The sequence below is a fragment of the Mesorhizobium sp. M4B.F.Ca.ET.058.02.1.1 genome (assembly GCF_003952505.1).
Classification (GTDB): domain Bacteria; phylum Pseudomonadota; class Alphaproteobacteria; order Rhizobiales; family Rhizobiaceae; genus Mesorhizobium.
This window is the reverse complement of record NZ_CP034450.1, coordinates 1,456,609-1,472,612: the sequence shown is the minus strand read 5'-3', so window position 1 is coordinate 1,472,612 and position 16,004 is coordinate 1,456,609. Positions and strand designations below refer to the sequence as shown.

Here is a 16,004-nt window from a genome sequence, read left to right as displayed (position 1 = left end):
CCGGCGCGCGGCCGGCTGCGCCGGCTGGCGGACAAATGACGATCGGGGTTATGCTCGGCGCCCGCCGGTCAGGCGGACGCCGTGAGGTTCAGGCCAGGCTGTGCATGGTGCCGGCCACACGGTAAGGCGCGCGCTCGGCGGTCCTCGGCCTGATGGCGAGGCCGGCGAGATAGCGCTGGAAAGTCGCCGCCTCCTGGATGGGCGAGGCGAGCGCGACATGGCCGTCGGGCCTCACCAGATAGGCGGCGTCACGCAGCAAGCCGGCTTTGCCGGCCGCTTCGGACCAGGCGAAGGCGTGGACCGGAATGCCGCTCGGCGCGAGCATCGCCCGGAAATCGCAATTGACCTCGCCATAGACATGGACCTGCCAGTCCAGCGAGCGCAGCGGCTCGAAATTGTCGCCCCTCGCGCCGACCACATAAGGCAGGCGGTCGCCGCCGCTGACCTTGCCGGCCGTGCCCGCGCTGATCGGCCCGGCGCGGTACTCGATCGCCGCCTGCGAGATCACGCCGAAGAAGGCACGCGAGCCGAACGAGGTATGCAGCGCGACGTTCATGATCTTCGGCATCAGGTAGCGCCGGAAAATACCGACGAGCCGCGAGCGGCTGGTGACGAAGCGGAACACCTTGTCGGTGCTTTCGATCAGCTTGTGGGCGAAGGCGATGCGCTCCGGCTCATAGCTGTCGAGCAGGCGGGCATCGGCGCGGCCCTGGACCACGGCGGCGAGCTTCCAGGCGAGGTTCACCGCATCGCCCATGCCGGTGTTCATGCCCTGGCCGCCGGCGGGGCTGTGGATGTGGCCGGCATCGCCGCACAGGAACACGCGGCCGGCGCGGAAGCGTTCCGCGACGCGATGATGGACGCGGTAGGTCGAGAACCAGTTGACCTCATGGACCTTGACGCCGGTGTCGCGTTCGACATCGGCGCGGATCGCCTCGAAGGTGATCGTCTCGTCGGCCTCATGCGCCTTCGGCACGATGCCAATCAGCCTGACCGAACCCGACTGCCGGACAGGCATAACGATGGCGAAGCCATAGCTGCTGATCGTCGTGTCCATGCCGTTGGGCGTGATTTCGCCGCTGCCTTTGACGTCGGCGACGTAGAACGACTGTTCGTAGGTGCCGCCGGGGAAGCCGATGTTCAGCCCATGGCGCACGGCGCTGCGGGCGCCGTCGCAACCGGCGAGATAGGCGGCGCTGACGGTCTCGGGGCGGCCGTCCCGGGACAGCGTGGCGATGACCGCTTCGCCCTTGTCCTGGAAGGCGACAAGCTCGGTGCCGCGCTCGACCTCGACGCCGGCGCGCTCGAGATGCGTGATCAGCACGCGCTCGTGGATGTCCTGCGGCAGCGCGAAGGCGAAGGAGTAGAGGCTGATGCCGCGGCCGAAATCCGACAGCGGCAGCCTCGCCGCGACGCCGGCCGGCGTGTGGAGGGTCAGCCGCTCCAGCCGCACGCCGGCGGCGAGCACGTCGTCGACGATGCCGATCTGGCGGTGGAACTCCAGCGTGCGCGCCTGGACGGCAAGCGCCCGAGAGGTTTCGCCGGGAGCGGCGGCCTTGTCGAAGATGCGCACCGGCACGCCGAGTCTGGTCAGCCACAGCGCGAGCGTCAGCCCGGTCGGGCCGGCACCGGCGATCAGGACCTTGGTCTTGGACATGCTCATTTCTCTTCCCCTTCAACGATACGGACTTTTTCATGTTCCCGCAGCCGGTTGACGCCGGCGGTGACGACGATGTCGCCTTTGGCCAGCCCATCGCGGACGACGACGCGGTCGGTCTCGTAGCGGGCAATGGCGACGGGCCTGAGCTCGACGGCGGATGTGGCGGTGACGACCCAGACGGCCGGCCTGCCGTCCTTGTCGAACAGTGCGCTTCCCGGCAGCATGACGACCGGCGCGCCGGCGATTTCGGCGCGGCCGGCGACGCTTGCGCCGAAGCGCATTTCGTCGGGCGCGCCCTCGAGCGAGACCTTGACCTCGAAGGTGCGGGTCGCGGCATCGGCCACCGGCGCGATCTCGCGCACGGTGCCCGTCGCCGTGATCGCCGGATTGCTGAGCAGCGAGACCGTGACCTTCGGCGGCCGCTTCGTATCAGGCGTGTTCGCGAAGGCGGCCTCGGCGATCGAGAATACCGCGTCGCGGCTGTTTGGATCGGCGACGCGCGCCACCATCTGCCCGACATTGACGGACTGGCCGGCTTCGGCGCCGGTCGCGGTGACGATGCCGTCGAAATCGGCATGCAGTTCGGTATATCCGAGTTGGTCCTTCGCCATTTCGTAAGCGATGTTCGCCGACTTCAGCTTCGCCTCGGCCGAGCGCAAATTCTTCAGCGTCGCGTCATAGCTGGCGCGCGTTGTAAAACCCTTGGCCAGCAGCGCGCCGATGCGGGCCTCGGCGGCACTCGCCTCGACCAGCACGGCTTGCGCCGCCGCGACATCCGCCTCGGCGCTAAGCAGCCGGTTGCGGTAGTCCTGGTCGTCGATGCGGGCGAGCACCTCGCCCTTGTTCACGGTCGAGCCGATCTCCGCCATGCGTTCGACGAGCTTGCCGGAAACGCGAAAACCAAGGTCGCTCTCGAGCCGTGGGCGGATTTCACCGATGGCGGTGCGGGTGTCGGCATTGGCTACCGGCGCCACCGCTATCGTCTTGACGAGCTTCGTCTCTGGCGCGTCGGGCTTTGCGTTCGAGGCCTCGCTCCTGGCGCCATGCCAGACCATCGCGGCGCCGCAGGCAAGGACGGCGATCGATCCGGCGAGAAGGCGGCGCCTCAGCGGCCTGTTGTGGAGAAGGGTAGCAATCATGTTGTCTCCATGACCAAGGTTGCGGCCGCGCGCGACGATGCGGCGACCGAAAAAATGCGTTGGCTGGGAGCGATCGGGCGTTGCTGCCTGTCGTTTGCCAGCCCGATCCCTTTTCGCGTTTCAGGTCCGCGAAATCCCGAACGGTTTCTGAAAATTTTCCGATGTTTTGGGATCGGCGCCCTGCCAGGCTCGTCGAGGCCGGTTGACAGCACAAAACAGAGATTGGCACGTAACGTTATGACATATCAGAACTGGCAGATGCGGCGCATGCGAACAAACTCAATCAAAAAGCCGTTGCCGGCGTCGATGGGCTCCGGCTGAGGGCGCGAGCCTCGCAGGACGTTCACCAGCCGCTAACCATGCCGGCGTCGCGGGTCTGCCATCCACAGTTGCCGGCTTCTGGATCAACACCGCTGCCTTGAATAGTAAGCACGCTTATTATATATGCCGCTCATGGTTTCCGACGGCATCGACAGACTGGGCTTCCTGATCCACGACGTGCAGCGCCTGATGCGCAAGCGCTTCGAGGCGCGCGCCAGCGGCTTCGGCCTTTCCTCGGCGCAATGGCGGCTTCTGGTCCGCGTCGCCAAGGAGGCGGGTGTCGCGCAGGCGCGACTGGCTGAACTGCTCGAAATCGAGCCGATCAGCGTTTCGCGCCTCGTCGACCGGATGGAGGAGGGCGGCTGGATCGAGCGCCGTTCCGACGCGGCCGACCGCCGCGTTCGCATGATCTTCCCGACCGCCAAGGCGAGCGAGGCCTATGCCCACGTCAAGAGCCTTGCCGGCGAGGTCTATGAGGAATCGCTGGTCGGCGTTTCGCCGGAAGATCGCCGGGCCCTGATCCGGGCACTGGACGCGATCGTGCAGAATCTTGCGGACGGCGAGACGCCGTCCTCGGAAAAGTGAAAAGTACGGAAGGCGCAGCAGCATGAACGCGGTAGCCAAGGTAGACGAGAAGGCCGCCAGGTTGGAGATGGAGGCGCCGGCGCAGCCGGTCGCCGAGGCGCCGGCGCAGCCGGTCGCCGAAACCCCGGCGCAGCCCGCCCCGGTGGCGGTGACCCCAACGCCGCAGCCGGCACCAGTGGCGCCGAAGAAGAAGCGCCGCGCCGGCCGTTTTCTCCTGATGGTCGCGCTGCCCGCGGCGCTCCTTGCCGGCGGTGCTTACGTCTGGGTTACCGGCGGCCGCTACCAGGAGACCGAGAACGCCAACCTGCAGCAGGCCAAGGTGTCAATCGCGTCCGACACGGCGGGCCGCATCGTCAAGGTCGGCATCGCTGACAACCAACTCGTCAAGCAGGGTGACGTGCTGTTCGCCGTCGATCCCGAATCCTACCGGATCGCGCTCGCCCAGGCCGACGCGGCGGTCGCCACCGCGCGCCTCAATGTCGAGCAGTTGCGCGCCGCCTACAGCCAGGCGATGGCTCAGGAGAAGTCCGACACCAGCGAAGTCGCCTACGCGCAGTCGCAATATGACCGCGCCGCCGACCTTGCCCAGAAGGGCATCAACGCCAAATCGTCGCTGGACGAGGCGAAGAATGACCTCGACAAGGCCAGGCAGCAGCTCGCGGTAGCCGAGCAGGGCATCATCAGCGCCAAGGCGGCACTCGGCGGCAACCCGGATATCGAGACCGACAAGCACCCGACGGTGATGGCAGCGCTCGCCGCGCGCGACAAGGCCGCCTATGACCTGGCGCAGACCACGGTCACGGCGCCGGCGGATGGCGTCATCAGCCAGGCTTCCTCGTTCAAGCCCGGCCAATATGTCGCCGTCGGCACGCCACTGTTCACGCTGGTCGAGACCGGCGACACCTGGATCGACGCCAATTTCAAGGAGACCCAGCTTACCCACATGAAGCCGGGCCAGAAGGCGGAGATCATCGTCGACACCTATCCGGGCAAGACCTTCGAGGCCACCGTCAAGGCGATCGGCGCCGGCACCGGGGCGGAGTTCTCGCTGCTGCCGGCGCAGAACGCCACCGGCAACTGGGTCAAGGTCACCCAGCGTATTCCGGTGCGCCTGGAACTGACCGATCCTGACGCAAAAATGGCGCTGCGCACCGGCATGAGCGCCACCGTCACCGTCGACACAGGCGTTGCGCGCGGCCTGCCGAAGATCTTCGGCCACGCCACGGCCGGCGAGGCGGCTGAGTAAAAGACGATCCCGGGCGCCTTGGCGGCCGGTTGAACAATGCCGGAAGCCCCCCGGACCGGCGGTGGATGTGAATGGCAGGGGCCGTGGGAGGAGTGGGAAGGAGAGGTTGGAGCCGGCCGGCGTTGCGGCTTGATCGAAACCTCCGATCCTTCGGCATGGGATCCTTCGGTCCTCAGGTTTCCGGGCGGCGGCGCCCGTACAAACGAGACGCTCGGTCGATGTAACCCCCACATCGATAGTCGCGTCCCACCGCGATGAGGGTCTCTCCAAGGCCTCGCCGCCCGGAAACCTTCGTGTACACGTTTTTGTTACCTGCTGGAAGATTGGCATCATGAGCAGCCCAGAGCCCTTTCGAGACGTGCCGCACCGCGGCCTGATCACGGTCGCGCTCATGCTGGCGACGGTCATGCAGGCGCTCGACACCACCATCGCCAACGTCGCGCTGCCGACCATGACCGGCGATCTCGGCGCCTCGCCGGACAACATCAACTGGGTGCTGACCTCCTACATCGTCGCCGCCGCGATCATGACGCCGGTCACCGGCTGGCTGGCCGACCGCCTCGGCCGCAAGGAACTGTTCCTGACGGCCGTCGTCGGCTTCACCATCTTCTCCATGCTGTGCGGCCTGGCGTGGAGCCTCGAGACCATCGTCCTGTTCCGGTTGATGCAAGGCGTGTTCGGTGCCGCGATCGTACCGCTGTCGCAGACCTTCCTGCTCGACATCAACCCGAAGGAGCGCCACGGCCAGGCGATGGCGATCTGGGGCGCGGGCATCATGCTGGGGCCGATCCTGGGCCCGACGCTGGGCGGCTGGCTGACCGAGAATTTCAACTGGCGCTGGGTGTTCTTCATCAACCTGCCGGTCGGCATCCTCGCCTTCCTTGGCATGGCCGCCTATCTGCCGGCCGTTGCCCGGCGGGTGCGCAGCTTCGATTTCTTCGGCTTCGCCATGATATCGCTCGGCGTCGGCGCATTGCAGCTGATGCTGGATCGCGGCGGCGAGGTCGACTGGTTTTCCTCGGTCGAGATCTGGATCGAGCTCGGCCTGGCCATCACCGGCTTCTGGGTGTTCACCATCCACACAGTGACGGCCGAGCACCCGTTCATCGATCCCAAGATCTTCCTCGACCGCAATTTCGTGACCGGCCTGGCGTTCATCTTCGTCATGGGCGTGCTCATCCTGGCCTCGATGTCGCTGCTGCCCCCGATGCTGTCGACCATCTTCGGTTATCCCACCATGACCATCGGCGTCGTCATCGGTCCCCGCGGCGTAGGCACGATGATTTCGATGCTCGTCGTCGGGCGGCTCATGAGCAAGATCGACGCCCGCATCCTCGTCGTCATCGGCTTCCTTTTGACCGCGCAATCGCTCTACACCATGTCCAGCTTCTCGCCGCAGATGGATAACTGGCTCATCCTCAGTTCCGGCGTCATCCAGGGGCTGGGCATGGGAATGGTGTTCGTGCCGCTGTCGACGGTCGCCTTCGCCACGCTCGACGCGCGCTACCGCACCGATGCCACCGCGCTGTTCAGCCTGGTGCGCAATCTCGGCTCCTCGATCGGCGTGTCGGTGGTGACGGTCCTGATGGTGCGCAACACCCAGATCAACCACACCGAGCTTTCGGCCTTCATCAACCCGTTCAACCCAAATCTCTGGGCCGCTTCGCCGGCGGCGGCGAGCGGCGATCCGACGGCGCTGTCGCAGATCGATCGGCTGGTCAACATCCAGGCGATGATGATCTCCTACGTCAACGATTTCAAAATCCTGATGGTGATGACGCTGCTTGCCATTCCGTTCGTCTTCCTGCTGCGCAAGCCGAAGGCGGCGCCGGCGGGCGGCGCGTCAGCAGCGCATATGGACTGACGTTTGCTGACGCAATTCCAGGAAAAGTGTGAAACGGTTTTCCGTCCGGAATTGCGTACAAACAAATAGTCAGACCAGTTCAGCGGTTCTACCAGACGCTAAACTGCTCTGACCGGCGCGGCGTAGCGGCCGCGCCTGCATCCGGGACTCAAAAAATCGTGGCTAGGGAACAGCGCCAGGATTTTCAGATAGACACAACCTACCGCTCCCGGTTCACCTACCATTAGTATATATCGATCACGATGCGGTCGCTTTTGGGTTGAAGGCGAGCCGTGTTGCTTTGCGCCGGCACCAAACTGGAGGAACTCTGTTTGGGCACGAAATCATCCAGGAAAGCCGCCGAAGCACCCGAGTCGGCCAATCTTGCGGCGCTGGCAAAGCTGACGATGGCTTCATACGAAACGCTCGAGCGCGATCTTCGAGCCAGGATCGCATCGCTCGAAGGGCAGGCGCTGCGATTTGAGACGGCGATCGACAACGTTTCGCAGGGCATCTGCTTTTTCGACGCCGGTGAACGGCTGATCCTGTCCAACCGCCGCTATGCGGAAATCTACCACATTGCGCCTGAGCAATTGCGGCCGGGGCTAACGCTCCGGGAAATCGTCGCACTTCGCGTCGCTGTCGGAACCTCCGCGACCGATGCCGACGCCTATCTTGCATTGGCCCGCTCCGCCAATTCGGGCACGGCACCAAGAGTATGGACCGCCAACCTCGCCGACGGTCGGACAATTCAGGTCTGCCACCAGCCTATGCCCGACGGCAGTTGGGTGGCCACGCATGAGGACATTACGGCGCTCGCTGCCAATCGACAGATCGCCGCTGAGCGCATCTCGCTGCAAACGCTGATCGACTGGGTGCCCGACTATCTCTGGGTCAAGGACACGGAAAGCCGCTTCATCGTGGCGAACAGGGCTCTCGCGCTCGACAGCGGAAGGGAGAAGACCAGCGACATGGTCGGTTTGACCGATTTTGATCTCCATGCCCCGGAACTTGCTCGGAAATTTCGCGCTGTGGAGCAGAACGTGCTCAGCAGCGGGCAACCAATGATCGACAAGGAAGAGTTCATTGTCGATGCATTGGGCGCCGGCAAGTGGGTGTCATCGACAAAGGTGCCGCTGCGCAATGCCCAGAATGACGTCATCGGACTGGTTGGCATCGCTCACGATGTCACCGCACGCAAGCAGGCGGACGTCCTTCGGGACGGGCAGGCGCATATCCTGGAAATGATCGCAATGAGCGCCCTGCTCGAAGACGTGCTCGACCGTCTGATGCGCCTCGTCGAGTCGCAGTTGACGGGGATATTCGGTTCCGTCCTGCTGCTCGACAAGGACGGCAGCCATTTGCGGCACGGCGGCGCGCCGAGCCTGGCGAAAGAATATACCGATGCCATCGACGGGATCGCCATCGGCCCCAAGGTTGGATCATGTGGCACCGCCGTCTACCGGCGGGAGCCGGTCATCGTCGCGGACATCATGCAGGACCCGCTTTGGGAAGAATACCGTCAGGTGGTGGCGCCCTTCGGCTATCGTTCCTGCTGGTCGACCCCGATCCTATCGCATCAAGGCGCCGTGCTCGGTGTCTTTGCGATGTATTCGATGACGGTGCGCGAACCGACCGAGGCCGAAACGCGGCTGATCGACTTCACGACACGGATTGCAGGGATCGCCATCGAGCGCAAACTGGCTGAAGACCAGATTCATTTCATGGCCAACCATGATGTGCTGACAGGGCTTCCAAATCGCGCTCTGCTCGAGGACCGGCTCTCGCAGGCTCTGCTCTATGCGCAGCGGTACGATCGCTGGGTGACGGTGGTGTTCATCGACCTCGACAATTTCAAACTCGTCAACGACACGCTCGGCCACAACGCCGGCGACGTACTGCTGAAGACCGTCGCCAACCGCATGGTCGAATGCGTAAGGCCGACCGACACAGTCGTGCGGCTTGGCGGCGACGAGTTCGTCATAGTCCTGTTCGACCAGCCGACGAATGTCGATCTGATCTCCGAGACCCTGCAAAAGATCCGGGCAGCGATCGCGGAGCCGGTTCATCTGGGAAGGCATCGGCTGAGGGCGACGGCCAGCATCGGCATCGCCAACTATCCCAAGGATGGGACGAATCCAGATCAGCTGCTGGCCAATGCCGATGCTGCCATGTACCGCGCGAAGGAATTCGGCCGCGACAATTTCCAGTTCTACGCTCCCGAGTTCAACACCAGGGCGCATGAGAAATTCCTGCTTCAGGAGGAGTTGCGAAATGCCCTGGCTCGCTCGGAATTCATTCTGCTCTATCAGCCGCAGGTCGATCTTCGCTCAGGAGACGTCTTTGCGGTCGAGGCTTTGCTGCGTTGGAAGCATCCGACGCGAGGCATGGTGGCGCCGGACACGTTCATTCCGACCGCCGAGGAGACCGGGCTGATCGTACCGATCGGCGACTGGGTCCTGCACGAAGCCTGTCGGCAGAACAAGGCCTGGCAGGATGCCGGTCTGCCACCCCTGACCGTATGCGTAAACGTCTCGGCGCGGCAATTCAGGGAACCGAACCTGATTGGCCGTGTCGTGAACGCGCTGACGGACAGCGGCCTGGAGGCCAGACATCTCGAGCTCGAGGTAACCGAGAGCCTTATCATGCAGGACGTCGAATTGGCGGTCGCGACGATGGACGCCTTGCAGAGCCTGGGGGTTCAGATTTCGATCGACGATTTCGGAACAGGCTATTCCAGCCTCAGCGCGCTCAAGACCTTTCCCGTGGCGCGGCTGAAGATCGACAAGTCATTCATCAAGGATCTCGCCGCCGACGAGAACGATCAGGCTGTCGCCAGCGCCGTGATTTCACTGGGTCAGAATCTGCATCTTAGGGTCATTGCCGAGGGAGTCGAGACAGACGACCAGGTGGCCTTCCTGCGCAAGAACAATTGCGATGAAATGCAGGGCTATCATTTCAGCAAGCCGGTCTCTGCCCAGGGCATCGAGAAACTGCTCCACACGGCGAGCGTGGCGGATGACGGCCAAGGCGTTCCGGCGTCGGGAACTCTGACGACAAAACAGGGATAGGCGAGGCCTATCTCCCGAGCACGAGGCTCCAGTAGCGCAGGCTCGGATCGCGGCCGTCGCGCACATAGGCGAGGCCGAAGCGGGAAAAGTCCGGGTCGAGCATGTTGCGGCGGTGGCCGTCCGAATGCATCCAGATGTCGAACAGCTTCTGCAGGTCGAAGCGGCCCTCGGCGATGTTCTCGCCTGCGGCGCCGCGTACGCCGTTGTCCTTCATGCGCGAGGCGAAGTCCTTGCCCCAGCCGGTGGTGTGGCTCATGCGGGCACGTGACGCCATATAGCCGGCCTGCTGCAGCGCCGCCTGTTCGAGCTGCGCATCGGCCGCCAGTGGCGGGAGCCCGGCCGAAGACCGGATGCCGGCGAGCGTCCCGGTGGCGGAGGAGGAGACCCCGGCGCCTTCTCCGGTCGGCAGCACAGTGGTCGAGCATGCGGCGAGCCCGGCCAAAGCGGCTATGCCAGCGCCTTTGAGCAGCAGGCGCCTGTTCAGGTCCGGGATCTGGTGGGTTTCGATTCTAGCAACGGTCATGCCCGCCTGACATAATGGCGATCATGGCTTTTGCCGGGCAGGGCGACGAAAATCTCCCGACGCGCCTGGTCCTAGGCGGCTTTCGCGGCGGGCGAACCTTGGCCGATCCGGTCGTCTTGCGTATGCTCCCACCAGGCGCCGAGCGCATCGATCAGCGGCACAAGCCCGCGGCCCGCTTCCGTGAGGTCGTAGTCGACGCGCAGCGGATAGCCCTGATGCGCCGTGCGCCGCACGATGCCGGCGTCCTCCAGCTTGCGCAACTCCAGCGCCAGAATGCGATGCGACACGGTCGGATTGTCACGCCGGAGCTCGCTGAAGCGTTTGGTCCCGTCCTTCAGATAATAGAGCAGCAAGGTCGGCCAGCGGCCGCTGAGCACGCGCATGGTCTCTTCGATCGGGCAGCACGAAATGACATCTTTCATTGGGGACCTGGGGGCGTGGTTACAGAATAGTGCGTAATTTACATGGGGCGACCAGCGTTTAGGGTCAAGTTTCGCTGCGCGGCGTGATCCTCGAACATGGAAGAGACAACAAATGGAACCTATCCTCCTTTACGGCTTCCCGGCGGGAAGCTCGATGGGGCTCGTCGCTGCCTTCGAACGCCTCGGGCTACCCTACCGGCTGTGCCGGGTGGACATGCTGGCCGACATGAAGAACGAAGCCTATGCCAGCATCAACGGCCGGCAGGAAACGCCGGTGCTGATCACCGACGAAGGCAAGGTGCTGACCGAGACCATGGCGATCGCCGCATGGCTCGAGGCCCGCGATACAAACCGGCGCATCAGCTTCGACCCGCGCACGCAGGAAGCCGATCGGATGCATCAACTCATGGCTTTTGTGAACACCGGATTTACCGCCGCTTTCATGCCGCTCTGGGCGGCGTTGGAAATGACGTCGCCGGACCCAGTCTTGCAGGCAACCTTGCGCGACTTTGGTCGCAAGGCCGTTGCCGAACGCCACGACCGGCTCGAGGCGATGATCAACGGGACCGACTTCCTGGTCGGCGATCGGCTGACGCTGGCCGACACCACGCTGATCGGCGTGGCGCGCTGGGCCGAGTTCCACCAGGCGATCGAGGGCGCCGACTATCCCAGGCTTGCCGCTTTGCGCGAGCGCATCCAGGCCGATCCGGTCGTGCAATACGCGCTCGCCGTAGAGGATGGCAGAAAGCCTGTGGGTTCGGGTGCCTGCCTTGGGCATGTCCCGCTGGCCGAGGTGATCGAACGCTTCGCGGCCTAGAGCTGCTATTGTGCGGCGCCAGCGCGCCTGGCGCCGCCCAACGAATACTCCTTATTTCACGAGCGTGATGAGGCGGCTGGCATACATCTCGCGACTTCCAAGCACGGCTGAGCAGTCCGTTTTGATGGATGAGTTTCCGGTCATCTGCACGGTCTTGCCGACAAGCCTCAGGCAGTCTCCCTGGCCGCTCATGTCGGAGTTGCCGGCATAGCTAACGGGCGCGTCCGGCGCGTAGACGAAACCGCTGATCACGGAATTGGCGCCGCCATTCAACGTCAAGGCCGACGTGTTTTCGTGGTTTTCGAAGATGGTGATGCCGGCATAGGGACCGCTGGTGGGCGGGGAAAGGTTCACCTGCTCATTGGCATTTATGTAAATCTGCGCGCCCTCCATGAGGAATATCGTCACCCCCTGGCCGGTCAGGCTGCCGTTGCCCCCGGGTTTGATGGCGGTGCCGCGCATTATGTAGACGCCAGGCTCAAGCGTGATGTTACCCGACAATGTCTTGTCGCAATAGGTGCCGGGCGCCAGCGTGTAGGTCTTGCCCTTGGGGACCGGCAAACACAACGTGTAGTCGGGGGGAACGACGTCGGCCAGGGGATCGAAAGACGCGTATTGATGCTCGAGCGGCGTTCCGCAGGTGAGATTGGCGCTTGGTGGCGAAAGGCCGGAAGTGCCGCCGACCGTCGAGACGCATGCCGCCGAGACCAGGGCGGAGCCACCTCTGCTGACGGCATCGGACGCGTCGGAGTTCGCGGCGATCACGCAACTGCTCATCGTGACATTGGTCGAGCCTTGCAGGCTCACCGCTGAAGACACATGCGGATCGAGCGCCAGCACGCAGGCCTGTGCACCCGGGTTCATCTTGACCTTGGCCGAGCGGTTGGCCTGCCACGAGGCCGCGCCGCTGAGGAAGCTTGGCCGGCTGATGCTGGACGAAAGCGAGATGTAATAGGCGCTCGGGCTCCCACTGGCGGCTGCCGAAAAGGCGGAGACGCTGCCTGAATATTCCTGCTGGTCGGCGGCGCTCATGTTGGCCGCAAAAAATGTCAGCCCAAGCGACTGGACGTCACCGGCTGTCATCCCGGCTGAGTACTTCGTGGCGACGGCAAGCCCGGCCGCGTCCAGCGAGTTCTGCAACTGCGCTGCGTCGTCGCTGGTGCCCACCAGATCGATGGTGCCGGCCACGCCAAGCATTATCGGCAGCATCGCTATGGCGGTCCCCATGGCGAAGTTGCCGCGCTCGGAGGCCCGGAAGCGTTTCAATGCGAACATTGCCCCTCGCCGAACTCTGTAAAGCTCAAGTGATACGCCAGGGGTCTCTACGAGCAATTTAAGCAAATGATAAAATGCTTGAATTGTAAAATGCTGCACAAATGGTTGGCCAAGCCTGCCAGGCCACAGCGGCAGCTGGCGCGCAACAAGACCTGAATATCGGCACGCCCCGTCAGCGCTGCGCTTCGGTTGCCATCCTCAGAGCCAGCGCCGCCAGCACCGTGCCCATCATCCAGCGCTGGATGACCATCCACAGCGGTCGTCCGGCGAGGAAGGTCGCGATCGAGCCGGCTGTCACCGCGATGATGGCATTGACGGTGAGGCTGATCGAGATCTGGGTGACGCCCAGCACCAGAAGCTGCGACAGGACATGGCCCTTGGCCGGGTTGATGAACTGCGGCAGCAGCGAAAGGTAGAGCACCGCCACCTTGGGGTTGAGCAGGTTGGTCATAAGCCCCATCGCGAACAGCTTGCGCGGCCTGTCCTTCGGCATCTCGCGGACGTGGAACGGCGAGCGCCCGCCGGGCCTCACCGCTTGCCAGGCGAGCCACAGAAGATAGAGCGCGCCGGAAATGCGCAGCACGTCATAGGCGAAGGGCACGGCAAGCAGCAGCGCGGTGATGCCGAAGGCCGCCGAGACCACGTAGAACAGGAAACCGCAGGCGACGCCGCCAAGCGAGATCAGCCCGGCCTTCGGCCCTTGCGACAGCGAACGCGAGATCAGGTAGATCATGTTCGGCCCCGGCGTCAGCACCATGCCGAGGCAGACCAGCGCGAAGGTCAGATGGTTGGCGACGTCGGGCATTGCTTGACTCCAGCGCATGCGGCAGGGACGGTCCGATGCCGGCGAGCACCGACTTGTGCCTTGCGCCGCGAACGCGCACAAGGGCTTGCCGGCGCCGGCCGTTGCGCCAGGGTGGCATGCCGCAGGTTGGTGGGTAGTCTCGGCCTGCCTCCGCGGTCACGTCCAAATGGACGTGCGCTGCACAGTCTCAAACGAAGGCACTCATCTCCAAGGCTTTTGTAGCCTTCTACTTACCGACGACGAGGCCGCCGGACGAGGCGAGCTTATAGGATCGGCATGGCGAAGGACGATCTTCAACGCACCGGCATCCTTTGATGTGCCTTACCCCACCACGCGCAAATTCGACAATTCGTTCGCAATTTCCTTGAAATTGTCCGACAGCGTAGCGCCGGTCGCGTTCCAGAACAGCTTGGCCGGCTTGCTGGGGTCGATCGGATCCTTGCGGAAGCGAGAGTCGGAAGAGCAGGCCTTCAGCGCGTCCATCGCCTTCTTGTCGCCGGAATCCGTCAAGGACATGTCGAGCGCGACGGTCATCACCATGATGTTGGCCGCCTTGGCGTTGTCGCACAGGCTCGCCATCTGCTCGTTGAGCGCGGCGGTGTAGTTGCTGGACGTATAGTTGAACTGGCCGATGGCGCTCGACGTGCCGGTGAACAGCCGGGTCAAGGCCGTGCCGTGATAGGCGAGGCCGGTGTATCCATAGGCGGCATAGGTCGACTTGTTGCCGGCCGGGTCGCTGCTGACCGTCGAATAGGTATTCTCGCCGTCGGTGAGCACGATGACGACCTTGTCATTGCCGCGCTCGCTCTCTGGCCGCCCTTCGGTGAAGGGCTCGGTGCTCGATACGGTGCGCCAGCCCCAGGCCATGCCTTCCGGCACATTGGTGTTGCCGTTCGGCTGCATCAGGTCGATCGCCGCCTTGATCGCCGTCAGCCCTGCCGCCTGGGTGACATCGGTCAGCGGTGTGATCGGCGTCGTGGTGCAGCTGTAGTTGGGACCGGCACCGGTCGACAGCACGGGCGCATTGATCGGCCGCGGCTGGAAATACTTGGCCATGTTGGATTGCCGTGTCTTGCCGGTGGTGCTCGACGGATCGTCGTTCCACCAGCTGTTGGCCGCGCCATAGGTGACCGGTTTCGCCTCGTCGGGATCCTGCGTCAGATACCAGTGGTTGCCCGGCTCGTCCGGCGCGAACATGGGGACGAACATGGTTGCCGGGTCGCCGACGCCGGTGCCGGTGTTGTTGGGGCCGCCGGAGGCCGGCGCGTCATTGACATTGTAAGGGTAGGGACGGTCCTCGACGCAGCCCTGCCAGCTGGCGAACGGGCCGTAGGTGTCGTTGTAGTCGTATTCGTCGTGGCTGCGTTTGCAGGTATGGTTCGAACGATATTCGTCGCAGACCACGCGCTTGGAGCCGACGATGCGCTCATGGCTGGTGACCACCTTCATGTCGCGGTAGAGCGAGAAGCGGGTCAGCATCTGGCCTTCCTGCTCGCCCCAGTCGGAGCCCTTCTTGTACCAGATGCCGTTGAACTTCTGCGCGTATTTGTTGGTGGCGTTCAGCGTCGTCCAGTCGAAATTCTCGTGGTGTACCGGCGACAGCCCATAGGTGTCCATCCAGGAAGCGTTGTCGTTCTGCGTCCCGACATTCACCGAGGCGGCGAAGGGCACGATGCTGAACTGGACCGGCTTGTCGATCTGCTTGATTGCGGCCGCCTGCTGCGCCAGCGTGTCGACGAGCTGCTTGGCGGCCTGCTTGAGCAGGTCGATGCGCTTTTGCCCCGCGCCGGTGCCGAGGTTGCTCATCGAGCCGGAATTGTCGAGCACCATGGCGACTTCCAGCGTGTTTTTCAACCGCACTTCCGAGCATACCGAGTAGTCGACGTCGGAAGACTGTTTATCGATCAGCATCGCCGCCGCCGGCAGGAAATAGGGCTTGTAGACCAGCGCCGCGCAGAGCTTCACCAGGCCGCCGCCGGTGGTGCTGCTGGGCAGCGTGACGCTGAGCGTGGTGTTGGCCGGATCGATACTGTCGCCGAGGTTGGCCTTGAAGAACTCCAGCGCATAGGCCCTCAGCTGGTCATCGGTGGCGCCTTCGGCAAGGCGGCGGGCGGTGGCGAAATTGGCGGCGTCGAGCGCGTTCACCACCTTCTGTTTCTCGCTGATCATGCTCGAATAGTCGACGCTCAGCGCCACGGCTCCCATCAGCGGCACCATGGCGAGCACGGTCATGAGGGCATAGTTGCCGCGCCGGTCGCGGCAGAAGTCACGCCAGAAGTCACGCATATCGCGTAAGC

General features: G+C 64.0%; 12 protein-coding genes and 1 pseudogene. 6 read left to right on the top strand and 7 right to left on the bottom strand.

Annotation, left to right across the window (positions count from 1 at the left end; genetic code table 11):
* Positions 1–88 precede the first annotated feature (88 nt).
* Entirely contained in the window at positions 89–1,663 is a 1,575-nt protein-coding gene (locus EJ073_RS07335; RefSeq protein ID WP_210211274.1) for an FAD-dependent monooxygenase, read from the bottom strand.
* Positions 1,660–2,799 carry an efflux RND transporter periplasmic adaptor subunit gene (locus tag EJ073_RS07330; RefSeq protein WP_126055132.1) on the bottom strand — a complete coding sequence of 380 codons (1,140 nt, stop codon included), beginning with the start codon at positions 2,797–2,799 and terminating at the stop codon, positions 1,660–1,662. The genes EJ073_RS07335 and EJ073_RS07330 overlap by 4 nt, the downstream gene beginning before the upstream one ends.
* A gap of 9 nt (positions 2,800–2,808) precedes the next feature.
* Between EJ073_RS07330 and EJ073_RS07325 the strand changes: the two genes are divergently transcribed.
* The 5 genes and pseudogenes from EJ073_RS07325 to EJ073_RS07305 all read left to right on the top strand — a co-directional run bounded on the left by EJ073_RS07325 (position 2,809) and on the right by EJ073_RS07305 (position 9,865).
* A complete protein-coding gene (locus EJ073_RS07325; protein WP_126055131.1) occupies positions 2,809–3,120 on the top strand; it encodes a hypothetical protein in 312 nt (103 codons plus the stop codon).
* 132 nt (positions 3,121–3,252) lie between these two features.
* Positions 3,253–3,731 (top strand): annotated as a pseudogene (locus EJ073_RS07320) (MarR family winged helix-turn-helix transcriptional regulator).
* On the top strand, positions 3,728–4,951 hold the full coding sequence (locus EJ073_RS07315) for an HlyD family secretion protein (RefSeq protein ID WP_126055130.1): 1,224 nt from the start codon (positions 3,728–3,730) through the stop codon (positions 4,949–4,951). Before EJ073_RS07320 ends, EJ073_RS07315 begins: the two are co-directional and overlap by 4 nt.
* 331 nt (positions 4,952–5,282) lie before the next feature.
* Positions 5,283–6,815, top strand: a complete 1,533-nt coding sequence (locus tag EJ073_RS07310) for a DHA2 family efflux MFS transporter permease subunit (RefSeq protein ID WP_126055129.1) — start codon at positions 5,283–5,285, stop codon at positions 6,813–6,815.
* A gap of 311 nt (positions 6,816–7,126) precedes the next feature.
* Positions 7,127–9,865 (top strand): EAL domain-containing protein, encoded by a 2,739-nt coding sequence (locus EJ073_RS07305; RefSeq protein ID WP_245455487.1) that lies wholly within the window; start codon positions 7,127–7,129, stop codon positions 9,863–9,865.
* Between the two features lie 7 nt (positions 9,866–9,872).
* Here EJ073_RS07305 and EJ073_RS07300 read toward each other — a convergent pair whose 3' ends face one another.
* Positions 9,873–10,388 carry a CAP domain-containing protein gene (locus EJ073_RS07300; protein ID WP_126055128.1) on the bottom strand — a complete coding sequence of 172 codons (516 nt, stop codon included), beginning with the start codon at positions 10,386–10,388 and terminating at the stop codon, positions 9,873–9,875.
* Between the two features lie 71 nt (positions 10,389–10,459).
* Positions 10,460–10,810 carry a helix-turn-helix domain-containing protein gene (locus EJ073_RS07295; RefSeq protein ID WP_126055127.1) on the bottom strand — a complete coding sequence of 117 codons (351 nt, stop codon included), beginning with the start codon at positions 10,808–10,810 and terminating at the stop codon, positions 10,460–10,462.
* A 112-nt stretch (positions 10,811–10,922) separates the two neighbouring features.
* Between EJ073_RS07295 and EJ073_RS07290 the strand changes: the two genes are divergently transcribed.
* The gene (locus EJ073_RS07290; protein WP_126055126.1) at positions 10,923–11,627 is read left to right on the top strand and encodes a glutathione S-transferase family protein; all 705 of its coding nucleotides are present in this window, start codon (positions 10,923–10,925) and stop codon (positions 11,625–11,627) included.
* 51 nt (positions 11,628–11,678) lie between these two features.
* Here the strand turns inward: EJ073_RS07290 and EJ073_RS07285 are convergent, their stop codons facing one another.
* The 3 genes from EJ073_RS07285 to EJ073_RS07275 all read right to left on the bottom strand — a co-directional run bounded on the left by EJ073_RS07285 (position 11,679) and on the right by EJ073_RS07275 (position 15,993).
* Entirely contained in the window at positions 11,679–12,902 is a 1,224-nt protein-coding gene (locus EJ073_RS07285) for a TadE/TadG family type IV pilus assembly protein (protein WP_126059106.1), read from the bottom strand.
* A gap of 172 nt (positions 12,903–13,074) precedes the next feature.
* Entirely contained in the window at positions 13,075–13,707 is a 633-nt protein-coding gene (locus tag EJ073_RS07280) for a LysE family translocator (protein ID WP_126055125.1), read from the bottom strand.
* Positions 13,708–14,028: 321 nt separating this feature from the next.
* Entirely contained in the window at positions 14,029–15,993 is a 1,965-nt protein-coding gene (locus EJ073_RS07275) for a pilus assembly protein (RefSeq protein ID WP_189347726.1), read from the bottom strand.
* Between the last annotated feature and the right edge of the window lie 11 nt (positions 15,994–16,004).

Bases quoted from the DNA above. Each gene is read 5' to 3' on its own strand.
- EJ073_RS07290 (WP_126055126.1), top strand. From the start codon at position 10,923: ATGGAACCTATCCTCCTTTACGGCTTCCCGGCGGGAAGCTCGATGGGG.
- EJ073_RS07325 (WP_126055131.1), top strand. From the start codon at position 2,809: ATGACCAAGGTTGCGGCCGCGCGCGACGATGCGGCGACCGAAAAAATG.
- EJ073_RS07315 (WP_126055130.1), top strand. From the start codon at position 3,728: ATGAACGCGGTAGCCAAGGTAGACGAGAAGGCCGCCAGGTTGGAGATG.
- EJ073_RS07335 (WP_210211274.1), bottom strand. From the start codon at position 1,663: ATGAGCATGTCCAAGACCAAGGTCCTGATCGCCGGTGCCGGCCCGACC.
- EJ073_RS07330 (WP_126055132.1), bottom strand. From the start codon at position 2,799: ATGATTGCTACCCTTCTCCACAACAGGCCGCTGAGGCGCCGCCTTCTC.
- EJ073_RS07280 (WP_126055125.1), bottom strand. From the start codon at position 13,707: ATGCCCGACGTCGCCAACCATCTGACCTTCGCGCTGGTCTGCCTCGGC.
- EJ073_RS07285 (WP_126059106.1), bottom strand. From the start codon at position 12,902: ATGTTCGCATTGAAACGCTTCCGGGCCTCCGAGCGCGGCAACTTCGCC.
- EJ073_RS07310 (WP_126055129.1), top strand. From the start codon at position 5,283: ATGAGCAGCCCAGAGCCCTTTCGAGACGTGCCGCACCGCGGCCTGATC.
- EJ073_RS07300 (WP_126055128.1), bottom strand. From the start codon at position 10,388: ATGACCGTTGCTAGAATCGAAACCCACCAGATCCCGGACCTGAACAGG.
- EJ073_RS07275 (WP_189347726.1), bottom strand. From the start codon at position 15,993: ATGCGTGACTTCTGGCGTGACTTCTGCCGCGACCGGCGCGGCAACTAT.
- EJ073_RS07295 (WP_126055127.1), bottom strand. From the start codon at position 10,810: ATGAAAGATGTCATTTCGTGCTGCCCGATCGAAGAGACCATGCGCGTG.